This window comes from Mycobacterium sp. E2462 (assembly GCF_001672685.1).
Lineage (GTDB): Bacteria > Actinomycetota > Actinomycetes > Mycobacteriales > Mycobacteriaceae > Mycobacterium.
The window spans coordinates 1-20,612 of sequence record NZ_LZKC01000018.1 but is presented as its reverse complement, the minus strand read 5'-3'; the positions used below and the strand labels follow the sequence as shown (position 1 = coordinate 20,612).

The following is a 20,612-nucleotide window of genomic DNA, read 5'->3' as shown; positions in this document are numbered from 1 at the left end:
CTGGCGGGCCTGACGCGCCCTGAACTCCCGGGCGACGAACTGCCGGCGCGCCATCTGCCCGATGTAGTCGCAGTCGCGCAGCACATCGCGCAGCTCCCGGCGAAAGGCGTCGCGCCGCGCGCCCAAATCCGGGCCGGTTCCGATCAGGTCCTGGTCGGCGGCGACCTGCCAGGCGGTGGCGAACAGCAGGGTGGAGACCGATTCGCTGCTGCGCACCCGGGTCTGCGCGACGTATTGCCGGCCGACGCCCAGCGCCCGTTCGGTCAGGTCCTGCTGGCTGACGTCGGGCGGCGCGTCCCGCAGCACGTCGGCGACAATCTCGTAAGCCTCGAAGAACACCCGCAGCATGGCGTCGGCCATCAGAGGCCGTTTGGCGAACAGCATCGCGTCGATCTCGGCGCCGCCGGCGGCGACGTGCGCTTCCCAATCGTCGTGCCAGGCAACCTCTTCGGCGATGTTGCCGCGGAATGCCGCCGAGTCGGCGAAATAGAAGTCGAACTTGAGCAGGTCGCGCAGCCGCATGGCCTGCGCCCAGAACGCCTCCCGGCGATCACCGGGCGCGTGCCGCGCGTGCGCCAGCGCCAGCTCGACGATCGAGGTCTCCAGGAAGGCGTGGATCACCGAGTTGCGGTAGAACGCGGCGGCGTGCTGCTCCTCCGGGGCGATCTGCCACACCGGCTCCCGGCCGCCGTCCACCCGGGTGACGGGGTGCCCGTTGGAGAGCGCGTCCACCGCGGCGCGCACACCGTCGCTCGTGCGCAGCCGCAGGGCGCTCGTGGAGATGGGATTCTGCTTGCGTTCCAGGTAGTCCAGCGAGTCCTGCAGGGTGTGGTGCAGCTGATCGAGCGTCAACGCTGCGCCGCGGGTGGTGAGCAGCAACGCGCACACCAGACCCGTCGCCGTCACCGGCGTCGCCTGCAGGATGCGCCACGCCACCTCAAACGACATCTTCTGCAGCGCAAGCCGTTTCGCGTCGGGATCGAGCGCCAGCGGGCCGTGCGCCGGCCCAAGGTACTGCCGCATCGACACGGCCTCGGGGAACCGGACGTAGATCTTGCCGTAGTTGCGCTCGCCCTGCGCGCGGATGAAGTTGTACAGCCACCCCACGCCCTCGGGCGTCTTCTCCCCGCCCTGGGCGTAGGCGGCGTACTCGGCGGTCTCGTGCAACTGGTCGAAGCTGATCGAAACCGGTTGCAGCAAAATGTCTTCGCTTCGTGCGTCGAGATAGGCGTCGGCGACGTAGGACAGCAGGCCGAGTTTCGGCGGCAGCATCTTGCCGGTGCGCGAGCGGGTGCCCTCGATGGACCAGCTCAGGTTGAACCGCTTTTCGACGATGTAGCCGACGTATTCGCGCAGCACGTATTTGTAGAGCGCGTTAGTGCCGATGTTGCGGCGGATGAAGATGACGCCGGAGCGGCGCAGCAGCGGCCCCATGACCCCGAACGACAGGTTGATGCCGGCGAATACGTGCACCGGCGGCAGCCGGTTCTCCTGCATCGCCACCGGCACCACCGCGCCGTCGATGTAGGACCGGTGCGAGAACAGCAGGACGGCCGGGTGCGCGTCCAGCGCGTCGCGCATCGCCGCGACCTGATAGGCGTCGTAGTCGATCTCGGGATCGAACCCGCGCGAGATCATCCGGCCCAACACCGAGACCAGGTCCACCGAGACGCGGCTCCACCCGGTGGCGAGCTCGTCGAGCATGCTGCCGGCCTCGTCCAGCGTGGCGCCGGGAATCTTCTTCAGGCCTTCGCGAAACCGGTTGGACGCCAAGATCTCCGGCTTCACCAGCCGGGGGGATTTGTACTGGGGTCCGAGGATGCGGTACTCGACGCGCTCCATGGCCAGCAGCGCGCGCCGGATCACGAATTGGGCGAAGTCCCGCTTGTCCTGCGCGGCGGTGGTGTCGCGCCACTGCCGGCGCAGCTCCGACACCGTGGCCGCCTCCCCGGCGACCACCCGCGCGCGCTGCGGCGCGGCGGCCACGATGCGCTGCTGCTGCCGCGGGTTGGGGTGGTAGGGGTCGCGCCCGGGCAGCAACCCGGCGAGCTTGGCGACGCGCCCGCGATCGGGTGCAGGCAGCCAGAACACCCGCACCGGGACGATCGATCGGTCCTCCCCCGCGTCCAGGCCCGACTCGAGTTGCTCGGCGAACGCCGTCAGGGCCGACGCCGGCGCGTCCAGCGGCGGCAGCGTGACCAGGTTGACGGCCGCGTCCGGGCGGCCGGCGCGCTGCCGCTCCAGCCACGCCGTGACCAGCTGCGCCTCGACCGGTGAGGTCATGGCCGCCAGCACCAGGCAATCGCGCCCGGTCAGCACCGCGCTGGCATCGGCGGCCAGTTCGGTCACGGGTGCCCTTGGTGATCCCGGGACTGCAGCGCCTCGCCATTGCCGAGGTCGACCTGCGACTCGTTCGGATTGCTCCGCGGCTCAGCGGGTTTCGGCGCGGCCTTTTTGGCGGGCGCCTTGGCCGCGGCCTTACGAGCCGGAGCCTTCTTGGCCGGCGCCTTGCGGGCCGGGGCCTTCTTCGCGCGGGCCGCCTGCTTCTCCGCGTAGAGGTCCACCTGCGGCAGCTCGTCGACGGGCCAGTTGGCCAGCGTGTCGAGGTAGAGCTGGCGGACCCCCGCGATGCGCTCGGGCAGATCCTCCAACGTCCAGTCCTGCACCGAGATCGGCGGGAAGACGGCGACGTCGACGGTGCCCGGGTTGATGGTGACGGAATTGCGGGCGGCGACGATCTCCGCGTTGCGAATCACGATGGGCACGATGGGAATTCCCGCGGCCATCGCGAGGCGGAACGGGCCCTTCTTGAACGGGCCGACCTCGGTGGTGTCCAGCCGGGTCCCTTCCGGCGCCATCACGATGGACAGGCCGCTTTTGGCCCGCTCCTCCACCGTGCGCATCGTCTCCAGCGCGGCCGCCGAATCGTCGCGGTCGATGAACACGCCGTCCAGCGCCTTGCCCAGCAGCGCCATGATGGGGTTCTTCTGCAGCTCCTTCTTGGCCACCGCGACCCAGTTGTCGTTGACCAGCGCGCCGGCGATCACGGGGTCGACCTGGTTGCGGTGGTTGTAGATGAAGACGGCCGGGCGTTGCGCGGTGAGGTTTTCCTTGCCCACCACGTTGAGGTGCACGCCGGTGGTCGCGAGCACCGTCTGGGAGAACACCGACGTGAAGAAGTTGGCCCCGCGGCGCCGGTTGCGGGTCAGCACACCCATCGCGACCGCCCCGGCCCCGACCGGGACGATCGAGCCGAGGCCGGCGAGCGTGCGCACCTGCCGTCGCAGGCCCACCGGGCCGCGGCTGTTGAACCGCAGGATCGGCCAGCCGCGGCGCTTGGCGACCGCCGCCATCTTGCCCTCGGGGTTGGTGGGGCGCGGGTTGCCGACCAGGTACATCAGGGCGACGTCCTCGTCGCCGTCGGCGTAGAAGTAGCTGTCCTTCAGGTCGATGTCGTGCTCTGCCGCAAAGCGTTGCACCGCAGCGGCTTTGCCCGGCCCCCACAGAATCGGCTTTTCGACGCCGCCGGTGAGGATGCCGTCGTCGTTGACCTCGAACTTGTTGGTCAGCATGTTGGGGATGCCCAGGAAGCGCGCGACGGGGTTGACCTGGATGGTTAGGGCCGACGAGCTGAGCACCACGGTGTGGCCACGCGCCATGTGGGCCCGCACCAGCTCGCGCATCTCCGGGTAGATCCGCGACTCGATGCGCTGGACGAACAGACGCTCGCCGATCTCCTCCAGGTCGTCGAGCAGCCGCCCGGCCAGCGCCGCGGCGGCCTTGCCGATGAGGTCCTCGAACTCGATGCGCCCCAGGGTGTGGCTCAGGCCCGCCTGCACCATGCTGAGCAGCTCGCCCACGCCCATGTCGCGGCGCAGCAGCCGCTCCTGAGTGAGGATGATCGCCGTGAAGCCCGCGACCAGCGTGCCGTCGAGGTCGAAGAACGCGCCGATCGCGGGCCCGGGCGGGCTGGCCATGATCTCGGCGACGGAGCCCGGCAACCGCAGATCCTTGTCCCGCGGCTCGGGCTGCCGGCTGCCGCGCTTGGCGTCGGACTGCCGCGGCGCGCTCACGAGCCCACCACCGTCCGCGCCGAGGTGGCCGGTTCGGTGAAGGACGCCGGCACGGCCTGCGGCGCCGCGTCGCCGGCCAGCGCGAGGATCTCGTCGAAGCCCTCGAGCAGGCATTGGGCGAACAGCGGCTCGTTGCGGACCGCGGCCCTGTCGTAGCGCACGGTGATGGTGCACCAGCCGCCCCGCGAGATCAGCACCACCATCATCGCCACTCCCGGCAGCGGACCGATGCCGTACTGGCGCAGCACCTTTGCGCCGGCGATGTAGGTGTCGCCCGGGAACACCGGCACGTTGCTGGCCTGGACGTCCGAGCCGATCACCGAGCCGGTGATGCCTTCGAGCACCGCCGTCGGCAGGACGCTGAGCACCGGCGCCAACGACCCGACGATGTTCATCGCAAGCTCGTCGCGGCGCTGGGTCATCTGCGCCCGGATCTTCGCGATCCGCGCGACGGGGTCGACGGTGCCCACCGGCGCGGCCAGATTGACGCCCGTGAACCGGTTGCCGCCGGCGGTGTCGGCGTCGGCCCGCAGGTTGACCGGCACCGCCATCGGCAGAGTCTTGATCGGCACGCCGAGCGCCTCGTGGTAGCGGCGCAGGGCGCCGCACAGGCCCGCCAGGTAGGCGTCGTTGATCGACCCGCCGCCCGTCTTGGCCGCCTTGTGCAGGTCGGCGAGCGGGATGTCGATGGCCTCGGTGCGGCTGGCCAGGCTGCGCCGGCGCAGCAGCGGCGACGGCTCGGCGGCCCGGTTGAGCACCCGCATCCCCGACAGCGCGTACCCGACGATCCCGGACACGGTGGCCGTCGGCTCCAGCACCGCGCGCCCCGCGGCCGACACCGCCCCGGACACGGCGCTGACGAGGCCGCCGACGAGCGCCAGGGGCAGCTGGTTGATGCCTTGGCGCATCAGGTCGTTGGGCGTGAGGTCCTGCGGGATCGGCAGCGGCGGCGTCGGCCTGGCCGGGGGTTCGCGCTCGAGGTCGTAGATCTCGGCGAACATCTCGACCCCGCCGACGCCGTCGGTGACCGCGTGGCTGACGTGCAGCAGGGTCGCCGCGCGGCCGTCGGCCAGGCCCTCCACCAGCGTGGCGGTCCACAGGGGCCGGGAGATGTCCATCGGGGACTGCAGGATCACCTCGGCGAGGTCGAAGACGTCGCGCAGCGTGCCGGGTTCGGAGACCCGCACCCGCCGGACGTGGAAGTCCAGGTTGAAATCGGGGTCCACGACCCAGCGCGGCGACGCCGTGGGCAGCGTCGGCACCACCACCTTCTGGCGCAGCCGCAGCACCCGCCGGGAGGCGTTGTCGAAGCGCGTGCGGAACTGCTGCCAATCCGGGGTGGTGTCGAGGACCTCGAGCGCCATGATGCCCGAGCGGGTCCGCGGGTTGGCTTCCCCCCGATGCATCAGGTAGTCGACCGGCCCCAGCTCGTCGGACAACGCGATGGCCTTGACGGGTTCAGTCATGGTCGTGCAGCTCGACGCGTCAACCTGGTCACCGTCGCTCAAGCCTCCTGTCTGGGACCGCCCGCCCACCCGATAATCACCACAACGCTAGTCGGGTTACCGCGCCGGTGAAAGGAGCCCGGGCCGCGGCGGTGGGAGCGCGGCTCAGCTGGCCGAAGTCGCGGTCAGCGGGGCGGAATCGAGCAGCGAGCTGACCCGGCGGCCGTAGATGACGCCCAGGAAGTCCGCGACCGCGTCCGCGGCCAGCCGCGACCGCACCGTGGGGGTGATGTCGAAGGCGTGGTGGGCGTTGGCGAGTTCGGCGTGGGCCACCGTGGCGGCGCCGGCGGAGCGCAGCGCCGCGCAGAAGGCTCGCGCCTGGCCGCTGGGCACCAATTCGTCCTTCTCCCCGTGCAGCACGAAGAAGGGCGGTGCGTCGCGGTGCACGTAGGAGACGGGCGATGCCGCCGAGAACCGTTCGGGCGTCTCGGCGTAGCGGGCCTTCATGACGAACCGTTCCAGGAACGGCAGCATCAGCTCGTGCATGTTGTCGAAGTCGGTGAAGTCGTAGACGCCGTAGTACGGCGCGACGGCCTGCACCGTGGTGTCGGCGCGCTCGAACCCGGGCTGGAAGGTCGGGTCGTTGGGCGTCAGGGCCGCCAGGGAGGCGAGGTGCCCGCCGGCCGAGCCACCGGTGATCGCGATGAAGTCGGGGTCGCCCCCGTAGGCGGCGATGTTTTCCCGGACCCACGCGATCGCCCTTTTGACGTCGATCAGGTGAGCCGGGAACGCGCAGCGCGGGCTCTTGCTGTAGTCGATCGAGACGCAGATCCAGCCGAGTTCGACCATCCGGCTCATCAGCGTGTAGGCCTGCGGGCGACGGCCGTTGAGCGCCCACGCCCCGCCCGGCACCTGGATCAGGACCGGGGCCCGGCAGCCGGGCGCCAGGTCGTGGCGCCGCCAGATGTCGAGCAGGTTGTCGCGGCCACCCGGGCCGTAGGAGATGTCGGAGGTCTGCCCCGCGTAACGGCGGTGCGGGCCGGGCCTGCCGAGGCGCCCGGCCCGTGGCGCGCACGCGGACCCCACGAACGCCGGATGGCACACCTGCTCACGGAACTGCGACCCCAGGGCCTCCTCGAGCGCGGCGGTGAGGGCGCGGTCGGCCCGTTGGGCCGCCCAGGTGTTGCCCACCCGGCCGATCGACGGGTGCGCGACGCGTGACAGCGCGTGCCCGGTCACCACGTGCGGCGGGAATTCGGTGGACAGCCAGCCGGCGACGCAGCTCGCGATGAACGGCGATCCCCGCAGCAGCAGCCCACCGGCCCGGCAGGCGTTCCTGGCGTCGGCCGCCAGGCGCAGCGCCTGCGCGCCGGCCCGCGCGCACCGGGAAGTCAGGTCTACGGCCACGCTCATTGCACGCCCACCCCTTGGGGTTATGCACACGCCTCGTTGCGGTGAACGGCCGTTTACCGGCCGGTGTTGTACGTGTGTCGAGAGTCCATACCCTAGCCGATAGTTGCGGCGCGCGAAGGGTTTTCGCGCGCGTCGCGGCGGCCGATCCGGCCGCCGCCGGCGTTGGATAGACTGACCTGCGCATTGCCTCCGTAGCTCAGGTGGATAGAGCAAGGGCCTTCTAATCCCTAGGTCGCACGTTCGAGTCGTGCCGGGGGCGCTCTGTAGCCGGGCACTTCTAGCCCGTGCGGCCTCGGTTGATCCTCGACACTCCGTAGGGAGTCGGGAACGGCCGAGCAGATGAGCCTCATGGCCGACGGGTGCAGGGCAACAATAAAAGCACGCATCTTCTGGGTTTCCAGCTACCGCAACCGGAGGAAAGTTGAGCGCCGCGTCGAACGCCGCCGCCATCTTGGGCGGCCTGGCCGAGATCCGTCACTGGCAGGAAGACCTCTATCGCGACCTGCACCAGCACCCCGAGCTGTCCCATCAGGAACATCGGACCGCCAAGCTCGCCGCGGACCGGTTGCGCGACTGGGGCTACGAGGTCCACGACGGCATCGGCGGCACCGGCGTCATCGGCGTGTTGCGCAACGGCGACGGCCCGTCGGTACTGATGCGCGCCGACATGGACGCGCTGCCCGTCGAAGAAGCCACCGGTCTCCCGTACGCCAGCACCGTTCGGGCTACCGACGGTGCTGGTCAGGAGGTCCCCGTCATGCACGCGTGCGGCCACGACGTCCATGTCACGTGTCTGCTGGGCGCCGCCGCACTGCTCGCTGACGCGCGGCAGCACTGGCGCGGAACAGCGGTCGCGCTCTTTCAGCCCGCCGAGGAGGTGGGTGACGGTGCCCGCGGGATGGTCGATGACGGCCTGGCCGAGGCCGTGCCGTCTATCGACGTGGCTCTTGCCCAGCATGTCCTGCCGGCGCCGGCGGGACACGTCGGCACGCGTCGCGGCCCGGTCCTGTCGGCTGCCGACAGCATGCGCATCACGGTCTACGGCCGCGGTGCGCACGGCTCGATGCCGCAGGCCGCCGTCGATCCCGTGTTGCTCGCGGCGATGATCGTCATCCGGTTGCAGACCATCGTCTCCCGGGAGGTCGCCGGCTCCGACACGGTCGTCTTGACGATCGGAAGCGTCCGCGCCGGCAGCAAGAGCAACGTGATCGCCGATCGTGCCGTCCTCGAACTGAACCTGCGGACGTATGACGACTCCGTGCGCGCCACGGTCCTGGCCGCGATCCGGCGCATGGTCGCCGCCGAGTGCCAGGCCTCGGGCTCACCCAAGGAGCCCGAGTTCGAGCTCTACGACAGCTTCCCCCGCACCGTCAACGACGACGCGGTCACCGACCGGGTCAGCGACGCCTTCGCCGGATACTTCGGCGATCGCTTCCGGCCGATCGCGGCACAGTCGGCCAGTGAGGACTTCAGCGACATCCCGAACGCGCTCGGCGTCCCCTACACGTACTGGGGCATCGGCGGAATCGACGCGCAGCAGTACCGCGAGGCCGCCGAAGCCGGAACGGTTGCTCAGGCCATTCCCGTTAACCACGCGCCGACCTTCGCCCCGGTGATCCAACCCACCCTGGACACCGGCACCCAAGCGCTGGTGGTTGCCGCCTCGGCCTGGCTCGCCACCTGAATCCTCCGCCGGTCCGATGCGCTACTCGGCGTCGGCGCCACGGGAACCGTGGCCGTCGCGCGGCATGCTCGGGGCGTTGAGACCAAACCGGACACCGAGCATCCGGATCAGGAAGCACACCGCGGCGGCTCCCGCCGCGGCCGGTAGGCCGTAGACGCCCAGCTTCATGGCGGCCACGGTGAGCCCTGCGGCCGCCAGTGCCGGAATTGCATACAGTTCCTTGCGCAGCACGGTCGGAACGAGCCCGACCAAGGCGTCGCGAATCGTGCCGCCGCCCACCGCGGTGACGACCCCGAGCGCAGCCGCCGGTGCGACCCCGAGGCCGAATTCCACTGCCTTGCTGGCGCCGATGACAGCGAACACGCTCAAGCCGACCGCGTCCAGCACGATGATCAGCTTCCCCAACCGCCCCAGCCACCAGCTCAACCCAAACGCAATGAGCGCGCCACCAGCGGCCAGAGCGAAGTAGCGCCAGTCGCGAAACGTCGCCGGCGGTATCGCGCCGATGAGCAGGTCGCGGATGACGCCGCCACCCAGCGCCGTCATCATTCCCAGCGTGACGACGCCGACCAGGTCGAGCCGCGCGGCACGCACCGCGGTCAGCGCCCCATTGAGTCCGAACACGAATGTGCCAAAAAGGTCCAGCGCCAACAGTAGCGATGATTCGGTGTTCACATCGCCATGTAACACGGCGCCCGACACTGTCATCACCCTCTGATCGTGCCTCATCGGTGCCGCGGTCACACTCACATCGACGCGGCGGCAACGGCTGAGTACCGCGCCTTGGTTCCCCACGCCGAATAAGGGCGCCACCTCTCACCGACGCCGAGGATCTGCCGAACTGGCTGTAGCACAAACAAAAACGCGAAGATTCGAGAAGCCACGAGAGCGCCGTGGACGGGCCCACAGGAGATCGGCCGTCGGGTAATTGCCGCGCTGGCGCCTCGACGTGAATCGGTCAACGACCGCCAGAGTTTGGTCGATTTCAGCCAGCGACAGGGCGATTCGCCGTTCGGCGGTGATACTGGTCGGCAGCAAGGCAGCCCAGTGCTGCACACCGCGACGAGGTTGGACTCGAGGAGTTTGCCGCATGGACATTTTCGAGCCGACCTATGAGCGCACCGTGGCCGCGCGCCGACCCCCCAACTTCACCCCGCCGTCCGTTCGATTTTCCTTGAGGTGGCGACGGCCGGTGCCCGAACTGGTCTCCGACTGGTTCGCGGTGCAGGGCGCCGCACCGGACAGTCCCGCGTCGGTGGAGTTCGTGGCGCGCTTCCGCGAGGCCTTCGGGCGCCCGCACGGCCCGGAAGCGTTCGAAGTCATGGTGTGCCCGCGCGACGAGGCGGGACAACCGGCCACCGTCGTGGTCGCGTACTGGACCTCCACCTCGGCGCACGGATGGTGGTGGGTGCGGGCCGGTCTCGCGCCGTGGTGGGGCTCCGTCGACCGGGAACGCGAGACCGTCGGATACTGGCGCGAAACGATCGTGTGCCCGTACGACCGTCACGAAACCATCTTTTCGAAGAGCGACTATCGCATCGGACTGGGCCGCACCCCGGACACCGAAATCGTCAAGATCACCAACAACGGCTACAGCGGCGCCGCGCGGGACCGAATCCCGATCACCGCGGTCGACGAGATCGAGTCCCCTCTCGGGGTGGCGGTGCACTACGACGACGCCATCGACCCGCGCGGGCGCCGTCTGCTCAGCTTCCTGCCGCTCAACACGCTGGTGATGCGCTCCGGGCAGTACTGGCACGACTCCGAACCGGAACAGGCCAAGGACTACGAGGACGCGTTGCGGCCCAAGCTCGACCGCGGAATGGACTACCTGGCGCATCACCCCGACACGGGATGTGTGTACCTGCGGCAGCTGACCAACGTCGACGACGACTTCACCCCGCGCCGCGAAACATCGGTGTATGCGGTATTCCAGGATTACGCCGGCCTGGAATCGTGGGCCGCCGACCACCCGACGCATCACGCCATCTACGACCATCAGATCGCGATGGGTCACAAGTACGGCCCGCGCCGCGACGTCATCACCTGGCACGAGGCCTTCGCGTTGCCCGCCAACAACCGTTTTGAATACATCAACTGCGCACCGGGCACCGGGATGACTCGGGTGGGGTCGTTACTGATGCCGGCGCGGCCGACCACCGACCGACCCACGGCGACGCTGGCGTCGCTGGACACCGTTTAGGAGGACGTCGTGACCGTTACCCGCGCCGCGGTGATTCAAGCCGGGACCACACCCTTCGATCGCTGCGGTGCAATCGAATTGGTCGACCACTGGGCGGCACGCGCCGCCGAGAACGATGCCCGGGTGGCAGTGTTTCCCGAAGCGTTCATCGGTGGCTACCCCAAGGGCAGCCACTTCGGCGCTGTCGTCGGGCAGCGATCCCGCGAGGGCCGCGACGAGTATCTTCGCTACTTCAAGGCCGCCATCGACGTGCCGGGCGCAGACACCGACCGGCTGGGGCAGATCGCTCGTCGCCACCGCAGCTACCTGGTGATCGGCGCCATCGAGCGGGGCGGGTCCACGTTGTATTGCAGCGCGCTGTACTTCGCTCCCGATGGTTCCCTGCTGGGCAAGCGCCGCAAGCTGATGCCCACCGCCGCCGAACGCCTGGTGTGGGGATTCGGTGACGGCTCGACGATGGCGGTGTACGACACCGACGCCGGCCGGCTGGGTGCGGTGCTGTGTTGGGAGAACCTGATGCCGACCGCACGGCTGGCGATGTACGAACAGGGCATCCAGATCTATTGCGCACCAACCGCTGTCGGCCTGGACAGTCACCACGCAACGATGCGACACATCGCCCAGGAAGGACGCTGTTTCGTCTTGGCGGCCAACCAGGTGATGCGGGTCAAGGACTTCCCTGCCGATCATCCCCGCACATTCGGTGACGACCCGGAGACGCTCGTTTCCAACGGCGGCAGTTCGATCATCGGCCCGCTGGGCGACGTCCTGGCCGGGCCGGTGTACGACGAAGAAACCGTCCTGGTCGCGGATCTGGATCTGGACGACATCGTGCGCGCCAAATACGACTTCGACGTGGTGGGTCACTATTCGCGACCCGACATCTTCCACCTATCGATCAACCGGACGGCACAGCAGGCCGTCCGATCGACGAACGACGTCACGCCGGAGAGCACGACGGAATTTCCGGAACGCGAACATCATTCGCCGCCGATCGGCTAGGCGAAGTACGCGAACAGCGCGTCAATATCGCTGAGGTATGACACGATCTCGGTGATCTTGCCGTCCGGGTCGACCGTGAGCGTCGTGGCCAAATGCTCGTCGATGCGCCGCTCCCCCTGAATCCCCCAATTGTGGAAGATCAGCGCGATGTCGCCGTGCGCGTTGACGCAGACATGCTCGACGAACAGGTTGAGCTGCGCCTCGTTCAGCACGGCCAGTCGCTCGACGAGCGCATCGGGGCCGACCTTGGTGCCCAAGGTCGGGTTGGCACCGTTACTCGGTAAGACCCACCGGCAGCCGTCGCTGACAGCAGCCCGGATGGCGTCGACGTCCCTGCTGTTGAGGGCCATGGCGAACGCCTCGCCGATGCGGTAGCGATCGTCGTACGTTCGTGGCACGCGGAACTCCTTGCGGCGAGAGGGGCGACCGGTCGATCCGGTCACTGGGTGAGCTGAGCCAGCAACGCTTCCGCGACGCCCTGGGCCGATCCGGGATTCTGGCCGGTGATGAGCTGACCATCGATCACGACGTGGGGTTGCCAGTTCGCGACCTTCTCGAAAATCCCGCCCAGCCGGACGAACTCGTCTTCGATGAGGAAGGGCACGTCGTCGAGCGCCTTGGAATCCACTTCTTCGGCGTTGGTGAAACCTGTGACGTGTCTGCCGGCGACCAGGGGCTGCCCGTCGGGGGTTTGGGTGCGGCGCAGCGACCCTGGACCGTGGCACACGCTGGCCACGTATTTGCCTGCGGCGTAGAACGCTTCGATCAGGGCAATCGACGACTTGTCTTCCACGACGTCAAACATCGGCCCGTGACCGCCCGGGTAGAAGATGGCGTCGAAGTCCTCCGCAGCGACCGATGCGAGCACCGCGGTGTCCGCCAACGCCGCCTGGGCTGTCGCGTCCGCATCGAAGCGGTGACACACCGGCGCGTCGAAGGGCGGGTTGGTGCTCCGCGGGTCGACAGGGGGCTTACCGCCCTTCGGTGACGCGATCGTCACCTGCTGGCCGGCGTCGGTGAAGACGTAGTAGGGAGCGGCGAGCTCTTCGTACCACAGACCGGTCTGCACGCCACTGTCGCCGAGCTGGTCGTGCGAGGTGACGACAAACAACAACTTCATGAGTTCTCCTTGCTGATGCTCGGCCGCAACGGGTGGTGAAGCACCGACCCGGCAGCCCCGGGGCCGCGGGGTTTCGCGTGTGGCCTTAACGCCACGTCGCTCCACCTGCGACGAACGTACGGCGTCCAATTGCGTTCCGGGAGTAGCGATTCACGCGAGTTTCGATCACTTCAAGCCGTCGAACACGTGACCCCCTCTGGTGAATCACGGCGCGACGATGTCGACGGTGTGGCCGAAACTGATCGAAATGCGGCCGAGCCTGTCCGCCGGCTCCAGCCGCTGTCCGCACGCCTCAAAATGAACTGCGAGCTGGGCCGATGCCGGTAATCCCGGATCGGGTGGGCCACCACCAACGGTGTCGCGTGGCGGACGGCGGCAGCTAAACTGGTGGCCTGAAGTACGCGGCTCTCGGGCCGCCGCGAGATCGACGACCGCGCGTAGGAGGCTCCTCATGGTGCGAGACCCATCAGCGGTCGCCCTGGTCATCTTCGACCGCGCACCGATGTTCGAGACCTCGGTGCCGATGAGCGTCTTCGGCATGGATCGATCGTCCACGGGGGCGCCCAAGTTTCGGTTCCTTCCTGTCGCCGGTGAAGAGGGACCCCTCACCACGACGGGGGGCCTGATCGTCACGGCCCCTTACGGTCTCGAAGCTCTGGCCGAGGCGTCGATCATCATGCTGCCGAGTTGGCGCGACGTTCGAGAGCGCCCGCCGCAGCAAGCCCTCGATGCAATTCGGGCGGCGCACGCGGGCGGCGCGACTCTGGTCAGCTTCTGTCTTGGTGGCTTTGTGCTGGCCGCCACGGGGCTGCTCGACGGCCGTCGCGCGGCCACCCACTGGTTCTACGCGCCAACGCTGGCCGCGATGTATCCCAAGGTTTCGGTGGATCCCGATGTGCTGTTCATCGACGACGGCGACATCGTGACCGGCGCCGGCACCGGCGCGGCGCTCGATGCCTGCTTGCACCTGGTCGCCCGGCAGTGGGGTGCCCGCGCATCGGCGGCCATCGCCCGGCGGATGGCCATGCCGCCGCGCCGCAACGGAACGCAGGCGCAAGTCGTTGACAACGTGTTGCCGTTACCCCAGCCGGCCAAGACGTTTACCGAGATCATGGCCTACGCCGTGCAGCACATCGCCGAGCCTCTGGACGTCGACGCGCTCGCCCGGCGGGCAATGATGAGCAGGCGCAACTTCGACCGCCAATTTCGCACGGTCACCGGCATGTCGGCGCTGCAGTGGGTGCTCTATCAACGCGTACTGGCCGCCCAGCGCCTCTTGGAGGACGGTGACAGCTCGATCGACGACATCGCTCAACACTCGGGATTCACCAACGGAGTGGCACTCCGCCGCCATTTCCGCCGCCACTTCGGCGTCAGCCCGCTGCAGTATCGGCTGAACGTGCGCGCAAGAGTCGCCGAGCGGCAACGCTTCTCGAACGGTGAGCAGTTGCGCCCGTCGTGCTGAGGCCGCGGGCCGCGGAAGCCGCGCATCTTCTTGCTGTGGCCGGAATCGCCCATTTTGTGCCACCGCATGTCTCACGTTGACGGCAGCGCTGTGCCAACAATGTAGGCATGGCAACGTCTTTGGCGGCGGTCTCGGGTACGGGTCTGGCGGCCGTCACCCTTCGGACGGTCGGCGGCCCCACCGCAATCGTGAGCATGGGCGGGTTAAACCTACTGACCGACCCCACCTTCGACCAGCCCGGCGATCACCCGATCGGCCGGCGAGTCTTGACGAAAACCGTTGGACCGGCCATCGATTCCCGCGACATAGGCGTCATCGATGTGGTCCTGCTGTCCCACGATCAACACCCGGACAACCTTGACGACGCGGGCCGGGAGGTGCTGCGGGCGGCGCCGCTGGTGTTGAGCACCAAGGCGGCCGCGGAAAGACTCGGGGGCAACACACGCGAATTACCGTTGTGGCGCAGCCACATTCTGATTCGCCCCGACGGCGGTGAACTCAAAGTCACCGGGGTACCCGCGCAGCACGGCCCGGTCGGCACCGAACACCTCACCGGCGAGGTGCGCGGCTTCGTCCTGAGCGGCGCGGGACTGCCGACGGTGTATATCAGCGGCGACAACGCGTCGCTGTCGGTGGTGCGCGACATCGCCGACCACGCCGGTCCTATCGATATTGCGCTGATCTTCGCCGGGCGCGCCCGAACGTCCTTGCTTGACGCCTATCTCACCTTCGGTGCCGACCAGGCCGCCGAAGCCGCCGCCATCCTCGGTTGTCCCGTGGTGGTGCCGCTGCACGCCGACGGTTGGGGGCACCTGACCGAAGAGCTCGACGCGCTGGAGCCCGCGTTCGCGCGGCGCGGCCTCGGCGACCGGCTGCTCCTCATTACCCCCGGGGTCGAGACCGGAATCACGGTGCCTCCCACTCGTTGATCGCCGCCGGCGTTGCACGCCAGGTGTCGACACATCAGCTCGCGGAAAGGATTGGGCATGCGCGGTGCGGTACTGCACGGGACCGGACACGTCGGATTGGAAGAGCTTCCCGATCCCGTATTGCGCGAGAGCACCGATGCCGTCGTTCGCATCACCGCCAGCTGCATCTGCGGCACCGATCTCTGGGCGTATCGCGACGCCGGCGACGCGGCGCCCACGCCCATCGGGCACGAGTACTGCGGAGTGGTGGAAGAGGTCGGTGACGACGTCACGAGCGTCAGGCCCGGCCAGTTCGTCGTCGGGCCGTTTCGCTACTGCGACAACACCTGCGCGTTGTGTCGGGCGGGCGCTCAGTCGTCCTGCCCGCAAGGAGCCATGATGCGCGGATGTCAGGCCGAAGCGGTGCGCGTGCCGTGGGCGGATGGTTCGCTGGTAGCGACTCCCACCACTCCGAGTCCGACAGATATCCCAAACCTGCTGGCGCTCTCCGATGTCATGGGCACTGGGTGGTACGCCGCGGAGGCCGCGCATGTGCGGCGCGGCTCCACGGTGACGGTGGTCGGCGACGGCGCGGTCGGGCTGTGCGGCGTCCTTGCCGCAGCACACCAAGGCGCGGAACGCATCATCATGATGAGCCGCCACAACTCACGCCAAGCACTGGCAGTCGAATTCGGCGCGACGGACATCGTCGCCGAGCGCGGCGCCGACGGCGCCCAACAAGTCAAGGAGCTGACCGGGGGTCTGGGAACCGACTGCGTGCTGGAGTGCGTGGGCACCGCGGAGTCGATGGCGCAAGCGCTGGCCACCGTCCGGCCGGGCGGCTCCATCGGTTTCGTCGGGCTCCCTCAGAACACCAGCGTGCCTGCAACCGAACTCTTCCATAGCCAGGTGGGCCTGCGCGGGGGGACCGCACCCGTTCGCCGATATCTGCCCTCGCTCATCGAGCTTGTCCTCGACGGAAAGATCAACCCCGGCAGGGTTTTCGACCTGACCCTGCCCCTGTCGGGGGTTGCCGAAGGCTACGACGCCATGGCGCAACGCCGCGCGATCAAAGTGCTCCTCACGGATTGACAGGGAAGAACGGCTCGTCGCGGGCGGCGCTGCGTGGTTCGCTGGGCCCACAATGGAGAACGGAATCAACGCAATGCATGTCGACCGCAGGGGGTACGCCCGGCTTTTCGATCCCCTCCTGACCAAAGGCACCGCGTACACCGATGACGAGCGCAGCCGCCTGGGTTTGATGGGCCTACTGCCGACGGCGGTCAAGACGCTCGACCAGCAAGTCGAGCACTGCTGGCACGAGTTCAGCACTCGCCCAACACCGTTGGACAAGCACGCCTACCTGCGGGCGCTGCAGGATCGTAATGAGACGTTGTTCTACCGCGTCCTGCAGGAACACATCGTGGAAACGTTGCCGATCATCTACACCCCGACCGTCGGCGAAGCCTGCCAGCAGTTCAGCAACATCTACCGTCGCCCCCGAGGCCTGTTCCTCTCCTACCCGCAACGTCACCGCCTGACCGAGGCCCTGGCCAACCGTCCGCACCGTGACATCGACGTCATCGTCGTCACCGACGGCCAGCGGATCCTCGGCTTGGGAGACCAGGGAATCGGTGGCATGGGGATCCCGGTCGGCAAGCTTTCGCTCTATAGCCTGATCGGGGGCATCGATCCGGGGCGGACCCTTCCCATTCTGCTCGACGTGGGCACCGACAACGCCGTTCTCCTGGATGATCCCTATTACCTGGGCTGGCGGCACCGCCGCATCGACGGCCAGGCCTACGACGACTTCATCGACATGTTCGTCAGCGCGGTACGGCAGACGCTTCCCCACGTGCTGCTGCAGTGGGAGGACTTCGCGACGACCCACGCCCAACCCATCCTGGACCGGTATCGCAACACCATGCTGACCTTCAACGACGACATTCAAGGGACCGCCGCGGTGACTCTGGGCGCCCTGCACGGTGCCGCCCGGGTCGTGGGCCGGCCCTTGTCGGAACTCGACATCGTGATGCTGGGCGCCGGGTCGGCCGGCATCGGGGTGATGGACATGCTGCATCGCGAGTTGATGAGTCTTGGCTTAACCGAACGCGCTGCACGGCAACGTCTTTGGGTGGTCGACTCATTCGGTCTGCTGACCGATGACCGTCCGGGGCTTTCCGAAGCCAAGCGCCGTCACGCCCAACCAGCCGCGCGGGTAGCGTCGTGGAACCTGTCCCGGCCGGCGCAACTCGCCGACGTGGTGCGCCACGCGGACGTCGATGTCCTGCTGGGTCTGTCGTCGGCGGCGGGCGCGTTCAACGAGACGATCGTGCGAGAGATGGCCGGCAAAGTCGAGCGCCCCATCATCTTCCCGCTGTCCAACCCGACCAGTCGCGCGGAGGCACATCCCGACGAGCTCGACCGTTGGACCGACGGCCGCGCGCTGATCGCGACCGGATCGCCATTCGGCTCGTTGCACCGCAACGGATCTCGCCGCGAGGTCGCGCAGTGCAACAATGTCTACATCTTTCCCGCGATCGGACTCGCGGTCACCGCCGCCAAAGCCACCCGGGTGACCAACACCATGGTCGCGGCCGCCGCTCGGGCCCTCGGCGAAGAATCTCCCGCATTTTCCAGCCCGGCTTCGCCGTTGCTGCCGTCGCTGCGCGACACACCGGACGTCACCATACGTATCGCCGAAGCTGTTGCGGCACAGGCGATCAAAGACGGTGTTGCGCCGGCCCAAGATCCGATGGCGCTCAGCGAACACATCACACGCACGCGCTGGTCGCCCCGATACCGCTGAGTGAATGAGAATGGAGACAGCATGGGCAACGTGACCACGGTGTTGGCACGGGTCCTCGTCGAGGACCTGGACCGGGCCATCCCCTTCTATCAAGCCCTGACCGAGGGGGCGGAGGCCACCCGGTTCAATGTCCGTGATGTCAGGCTGGCGCGCGTGGGGTCGTTCCTCCTGCTGAGCGGGAACACCGATCGGGTCAGCGATCGCGTTGCCACGGTGCGTGTGCAGTCGTTGGATCCGGTACTGGCCGCATTGTCGGCTCATAACGGGCACATCGTCGCCGGCCCCATGCCGGGGCCGCAGGGACGCAGGGTGGACGTCCGACATCCCGACGGCGCGGTGTTCGAGTACGTCGAAGGCCCCTAAGCGCCCAGCGATCAGTGCCGCGCGTCGGCCTGCTCGGTGTGCACGCTGGGTGCTAGTCGAGCTTCTTCATGAACTCCTGGGCCAGCGGCCCGGCCGACGCGGGGTTCTGGCCGGTGAACAGGTTACGGTCGACGACGGTGTAGGGCTTCCAGTTCTCGCCGCGGGTGAACTCGACGCCCATCCGCACCAGCTCGTCCTCGGCGGTCCACCGGGCCTTCTCGCGCAGCCCGACGCCGTCCTCCTCGTCGTTGGTGAAGGCCGTCACCCGGTAACCGGCGAAGGGCGACACGCCGTTTCGGCGGGTCGCCAGCAGCGCCACCGGCGCGTGGCAGACGATGGCCAGCGGCTTGCCGGAAGCCAGGGCGGCGATCAGCAGCCGCCCGGAATCGGCGTCGCGCCACAGGTCCTCCATGGGGCCGTGCCCGCCGGGGTAGTAGACGGCGTCGTAGTCGTCGAGGCGGGCGTCGGCCAGCTCGATCGGGCGGCGCAGCTCCTCGGCGGAGCGCAGGATCTCCTCCATTTCGCGCGCGGTCTCCTCGCCGCCGGCCATCGCCGGCCGCAGGCTCATCGCGTCCACGTACGGCACAACGCCTTTCGGTGTGGCGACGACGACCTCGTGCCCGGCGCCGGTGAGCTCGCGGTACGGGGCGGCGAACTCCTCGGCCCAGTAGCCGGTGGGGTGCCGGGTGCCGTCGTTGAGCGTCCAGTAGCTCGCGCCCGATACCACGATCAAGACCTTCGCCATCGCATTCCTCCCGCGTCTGCTTGCCACCAGCGTTGTGTATCGAGCTACCGGCGTCAATGGCCGCTACGGCGCCACGGCGGCGCGCGGCGTCTGCAGGCGTTCCGCGAGCCAGGGCAGCGTCGTCGCGAAAGCCGCCGCGGCCGAGGGCCAATCGTGCTTGCCGGGCAGCCCGATGACCGCGCAGTCGATGCTGTTGGCGGCGCCCAACCGGCACAACGAGTCCGCGGCGGCCCGCCCGACCGGGCCGGGAACCGCGAACAGCCCCGCCACGTCGCGGTAGGGGCCGTGCCGGGTGATCACCGTGCTCGGGTCGAACCGCGCCCAGGCCGCGGCGTCCCCACCGAAGAGCCGGTCGATGGTCTGTTCGCGGGTGCCAGCGTTGGGGGCGATGTCACCGCCGATGTCGACGAACGCGCTGAACCGTTCGGGATGCATGACCGCCAGGTCCACCGCGCAGGTGCCCCCGGACGAGAACCCGACGACGCCCCATTTCGCTTCTGGTGACAGGCCGAACTGGTCGGCCACCCGCGGGATCACGTCGGCGAGCAGGTGATCGGCGGCGTTGCCGCGCGAGCCGTTGACGCACTCGGTGTCGACGGTGAACCCACCGGTGGCGTCGGCGAAGACGGCCAGCGGGGCGTAGCCGCCATGCGCCGCGGCGAACGCGTCCAGCGCGGCCACGGCGTCACCGGCGCGGATCCAGTCGGCCGGGGTGTTGAATTCACCGCCGATCATCAACACGGCGGGCAGGCGCGGCGGTGCCGCGGCGAACCAGGCCGGCGGCAGGTACACCCACTCGCCACGGTGCGCGAAACCCGACGCGGCGGATCCGGTGTCCACCGGCACCACAGCTCCGCGTTGCGGCACAACCCCTTTGGACCTGGCGTCGTGAGCCGCCCGCAGCTCGGTCTGGTCCGGCAGCGGCCCGTTGGTCAATTGGCCCCAGGCGGACGAGACGGTCGGGAAGTAACCCAGCCACGCGTTGATGGTCAGCCCGGCGCTCAACAGACAAAACGACACCGCGAACACGCAGGCGTTGCGGCGCCACCACCCGGTGCGGCGCCAACTCCCGATCGTGATCGCGACGGCCGCTCCCACCAGCGCGGCCCACAACCACATCTGCCAGGGCGGCGGTTCGCTGATGCACGGGCTGGTCCCCGTGGCGATCGAAGCCGTCACCGTCGCGGCCTTGGTCTACGCCATCGCGGGGCTCGGGCGCGCTTGGATCCGGCTGACGTTGGTTGTGGCGGCCGGCGTCCTCACAGCGGCGGGCTCGCACTGGTTTTACGGCACTCTCGGGCTGGCCAGCGAACCGCCGCCCTGGCAGATGTGGTTGTGGGCCGCGCTGGTGGGAGCGGCCGTCGCGATCACGATCGGGAGTT

The 20,612-nt window shown here is 68.6% G+C and carries 17 protein-coding genes, 1 tRNA gene and 1 pseudogene; 10 read left to right on the top strand and 9 right to left on the bottom strand.

Annotation, left to right across the window (positions count from 1 at the left end; genetic code table 11):
* The 4 genes from A5714_RS01255 to A5714_RS01240 all read right to left on the bottom strand — a co-directional run.
* A partial coding sequence (locus A5714_RS01255) for a glycerol-3-phosphate 1-O-acyltransferase (protein WP_068281935.1) occupies nucleotides 1-2,349 on the bottom strand: 2,349 nt, incomplete at its 3' end.
* Nucleotides 2,346-3,977 (bottom strand): HAD-IB family hydrolase/lysophospholipid acyltransferase family protein, encoded by a 1,632-nt coding sequence (locus A5714_RS01250; RefSeq protein WP_231975716.1) that lies wholly within the window; start codon nucleotides 3,975-3,977, stop codon nucleotides 2,346-2,348. The genes A5714_RS01250 and A5714_RS01255, both read right to left, overlap by 4 nt.
* A gap of 92 nt (nucleotides 3,978-4,069) precedes the next feature.
* Entirely contained in the window at nucleotides 4,070-5,539 is a 1,470-nt protein-coding gene (locus A5714_RS01245; protein WP_068281942.1) for a wax ester/triacylglycerol synthase family O-acyltransferase, read from the bottom strand.
* A 144-nt stretch (nucleotides 5,540-5,683) separates the two neighbouring features.
* Nucleotides 5,684-6,931, bottom strand: coding sequence for an alpha/beta hydrolase (locus A5714_RS01240; RefSeq protein WP_068281930.1), 1,248 nt, complete (start codon nucleotides 6,929-6,931; stop codon nucleotides 5,684-5,686).
* A 185-nt stretch (nucleotides 6,932-7,116) separates the two neighbouring features.
* On the opposite strand from A5714_RS01240, the gene A5714_RS01235 reads away from it, so the two are divergent.
* Together A5714_RS01235 and A5714_RS01230 are read left to right on the top strand one after the other, a co-directional pair.
* Nucleotides 7,117-7,190 (top strand) — tRNA-Arg (locus A5714_RS01235).
* A gap of 189 nt (nucleotides 7,191-7,379) precedes the next feature.
* Nucleotides 7,380-8,615: an amidohydrolase gene (locus A5714_RS01230; RefSeq protein WP_068281939.1), complete on the top strand. Its 1,236-nt coding sequence runs from the start codon at nucleotides 7,380-7,382 to the stop codon at nucleotides 8,613-8,615.
* A 21-nt stretch (nucleotides 8,616-8,636) separates the two neighbouring features.
* Here A5714_RS01230 and A5714_RS01225 read toward each other — a convergent pair whose 3' ends face one another.
* Entirely contained in the window at nucleotides 8,637-9,290 is a 654-nt protein-coding gene (locus A5714_RS01225; RefSeq protein ID WP_068281928.1) for a trimeric intracellular cation channel family protein, read from the bottom strand.
* Nucleotides 9,291-9,705: 415 nt separating this feature from the next.
* Here A5714_RS01225 and A5714_RS01220 point away from each other — a divergent pair, with 415 nt between their 5' ends.
* Both A5714_RS01220 and A5714_RS01215 read left to right on the top strand, forming a co-directional pair.
* On the top strand, nucleotides 9,706-10,818 hold the full coding sequence (locus A5714_RS01220) for a phenylacetaldoxime dehydratase family protein (protein ID WP_082959508.1): 1,113 nt from the start codon (nucleotides 9,706-9,708) through the stop codon (nucleotides 10,816-10,818).
* Nucleotides 10,819-10,827: 9 nt separating this feature from the next.
* The gene (locus tag A5714_RS01215; protein WP_082959507.1) at nucleotides 10,828-11,820 is read left to right on the top strand and encodes a carbon-nitrogen hydrolase family protein; all 993 of its coding nucleotides are present in this window, start codon (nucleotides 10,828-10,830) and stop codon (nucleotides 11,818-11,820) included.
* Here A5714_RS01215 and A5714_RS01210 read toward each other — a convergent pair.
* Together A5714_RS01210 and A5714_RS01205 are read right to left on the bottom strand one after the other, a co-directional pair.
* Complete coding sequence (locus A5714_RS01210) at nucleotides 11,817-12,218, bottom strand: nuclear transport factor 2 family protein (protein ID WP_068069966.1); 402 nt, start codon at nucleotides 12,216-12,218, stop codon at nucleotides 11,817-11,819. The genes A5714_RS01215 and A5714_RS01210 overlap by 4 nt on opposite strands.
* A gap of 41 nt (nucleotides 12,219-12,259) precedes the next feature.
* On the bottom strand, nucleotides 12,260-13,045 hold the full coding sequence (locus A5714_RS01205; protein ID WP_231975714.1) for a type 1 glutamine amidotransferase domain-containing protein: 786 nt from the start codon (nucleotides 13,043-13,045) through the stop codon (nucleotides 12,260-12,262).
* A gap of 346 nt (nucleotides 13,046-13,391) precedes the next feature.
* On the opposite strand from A5714_RS01205, the gene A5714_RS01200 reads away from it, so the two are divergent.
* The 5 genes from A5714_RS01200 (at nucleotide 13,392) to A5714_RS01180 (ending at nucleotide 18,485) form a co-directional block, all read left to right on the top strand.
* Nucleotides 13,392-14,405, top strand: coding sequence for a GlxA family transcriptional regulator (locus A5714_RS01200; protein WP_068281924.1), 1,014 nt, complete (start codon nucleotides 13,392-13,394; stop codon nucleotides 14,403-14,405).
* A 107-nt stretch (nucleotides 14,406-14,512) separates the two neighbouring features.
* Nucleotides 14,513-15,334, top strand: coding sequence for an MBL fold metallo-hydrolase (locus tag A5714_RS01195; protein WP_068281922.1), 822 nt, complete (start codon nucleotides 14,513-14,515; stop codon nucleotides 15,332-15,334).
* Nucleotides 15,335-15,391: 57 nt separating this feature from the next.
* Complete coding sequence (locus A5714_RS01190; RefSeq protein ID WP_068281920.1) at nucleotides 15,392-16,405, top strand: zinc-dependent alcohol dehydrogenase family protein; 1,014 nt, start codon at nucleotides 15,392-15,394, stop codon at nucleotides 16,403-16,405.
* A 73-nt stretch (nucleotides 16,406-16,478) separates the two neighbouring features.
* Nucleotides 16,479-18,122, top strand: coding sequence for an NAD-dependent malic enzyme (locus A5714_RS01185; RefSeq protein WP_068281937.1), 1,644 nt, complete (start codon nucleotides 16,479-16,481; stop codon nucleotides 18,120-18,122).
* 21 nt (nucleotides 18,123-18,143) lie between these two features.
* Nucleotides 18,144-18,485 (top strand): VOC family protein, encoded by a 342-nt coding sequence (locus A5714_RS01180; protein WP_068069957.1) that lies wholly within the window; start codon nucleotides 18,144-18,146, stop codon nucleotides 18,483-18,485.
* Nucleotides 18,486-18,537: 52 nt separating this feature from the next.
* On the opposite strand, the gene A5714_RS01175 is transcribed toward A5714_RS01180, so the two are convergent.
* Both A5714_RS01175 and A5714_RS01170 read right to left on the bottom strand, forming a co-directional pair.
* Nucleotides 18,538-19,230, bottom strand: coding sequence for a type 1 glutamine amidotransferase domain-containing protein (locus A5714_RS01175; RefSeq protein ID WP_068281918.1), 693 nt, complete (start codon nucleotides 19,228-19,230; stop codon nucleotides 18,538-18,540).
* Nucleotides 19,231-19,293: 63 nt separating this feature from the next.
* Complete coding sequence (locus tag A5714_RS01170) at nucleotides 19,294-20,235, bottom strand: alpha/beta hydrolase (RefSeq protein ID WP_369829408.1); 942 nt, start codon at nucleotides 20,233-20,235, stop codon at nucleotides 19,294-19,296.
* Between A5714_RS01170 and A5714_RS27515 the strand changes: the two are divergent.
* A pseudogene (locus A5714_RS27515) lies at nucleotides 20,216-20,612 on the top strand (hypothetical protein); the annotation flags it as partial. The gene A5714_RS01170 and the pseudogene A5714_RS27515 sit on opposite strands and share 20 nt — an antisense overlap.

Coding starts and splice junctions, on each gene's coding strand:
- A5714_RS01250 (WP_231975716.1), bottom strand. CDS start 3,977: ATGGCCAGCCCGCCCGGGCCCGCGATCGGCGCGTTCTTCGACCTCGAC.
- A5714_RS01245 (WP_068281942.1), bottom strand. CDS start 5,539: ATGACTGAACCCGTCAAGGCCATCGCGTTGTCCGACGAGCTGGGGCCG.
- A5714_RS01240 (WP_068281930.1), bottom strand. CDS start 6,931: ATGAGCGTGGCCGTAGACCTGACTTCCCGGTGCGCGCGGGCCGGCGCG.
- A5714_RS01220 (WP_082959508.1), top strand. CDS start 9,706: ATGGACATTTTCGAGCCGACCTATGAGCGCACCGTGGCCGCGCGCCGA.
- A5714_RS01200 (WP_068281924.1), top strand. CDS start 13,392: ATGGTGCGAGACCCATCAGCGGTCGCCCTGGTCATCTTCGACCGCGCA.
- A5714_RS01195 (WP_068281922.1), top strand. CDS start 14,513: ATGGCAACGTCTTTGGCGGCGGTCTCGGGTACGGGTCTGGCGGCCGTC.
- A5714_RS01190 (WP_068281920.1), top strand. CDS start 15,392: ATGCGCGGTGCGGTACTGCACGGGACCGGACACGTCGGATTGGAAGAG.
- A5714_RS01185 (WP_068281937.1), top strand. CDS start 16,479: ATGCATGTCGACCGCAGGGGGTACGCCCGGCTTTTCGATCCCCTCCTG.
- A5714_RS01180 (WP_068069957.1), top strand. CDS start 18,144: ATGGGCAACGTGACCACGGTGTTGGCACGGGTCCTCGTCGAGGACCTG.
- A5714_RS01175 (WP_068281918.1), bottom strand. CDS start 19,230: ATGGCGAAGGTCTTGATCGTGGTATCGGGCGCGAGCTACTGGACGCTC.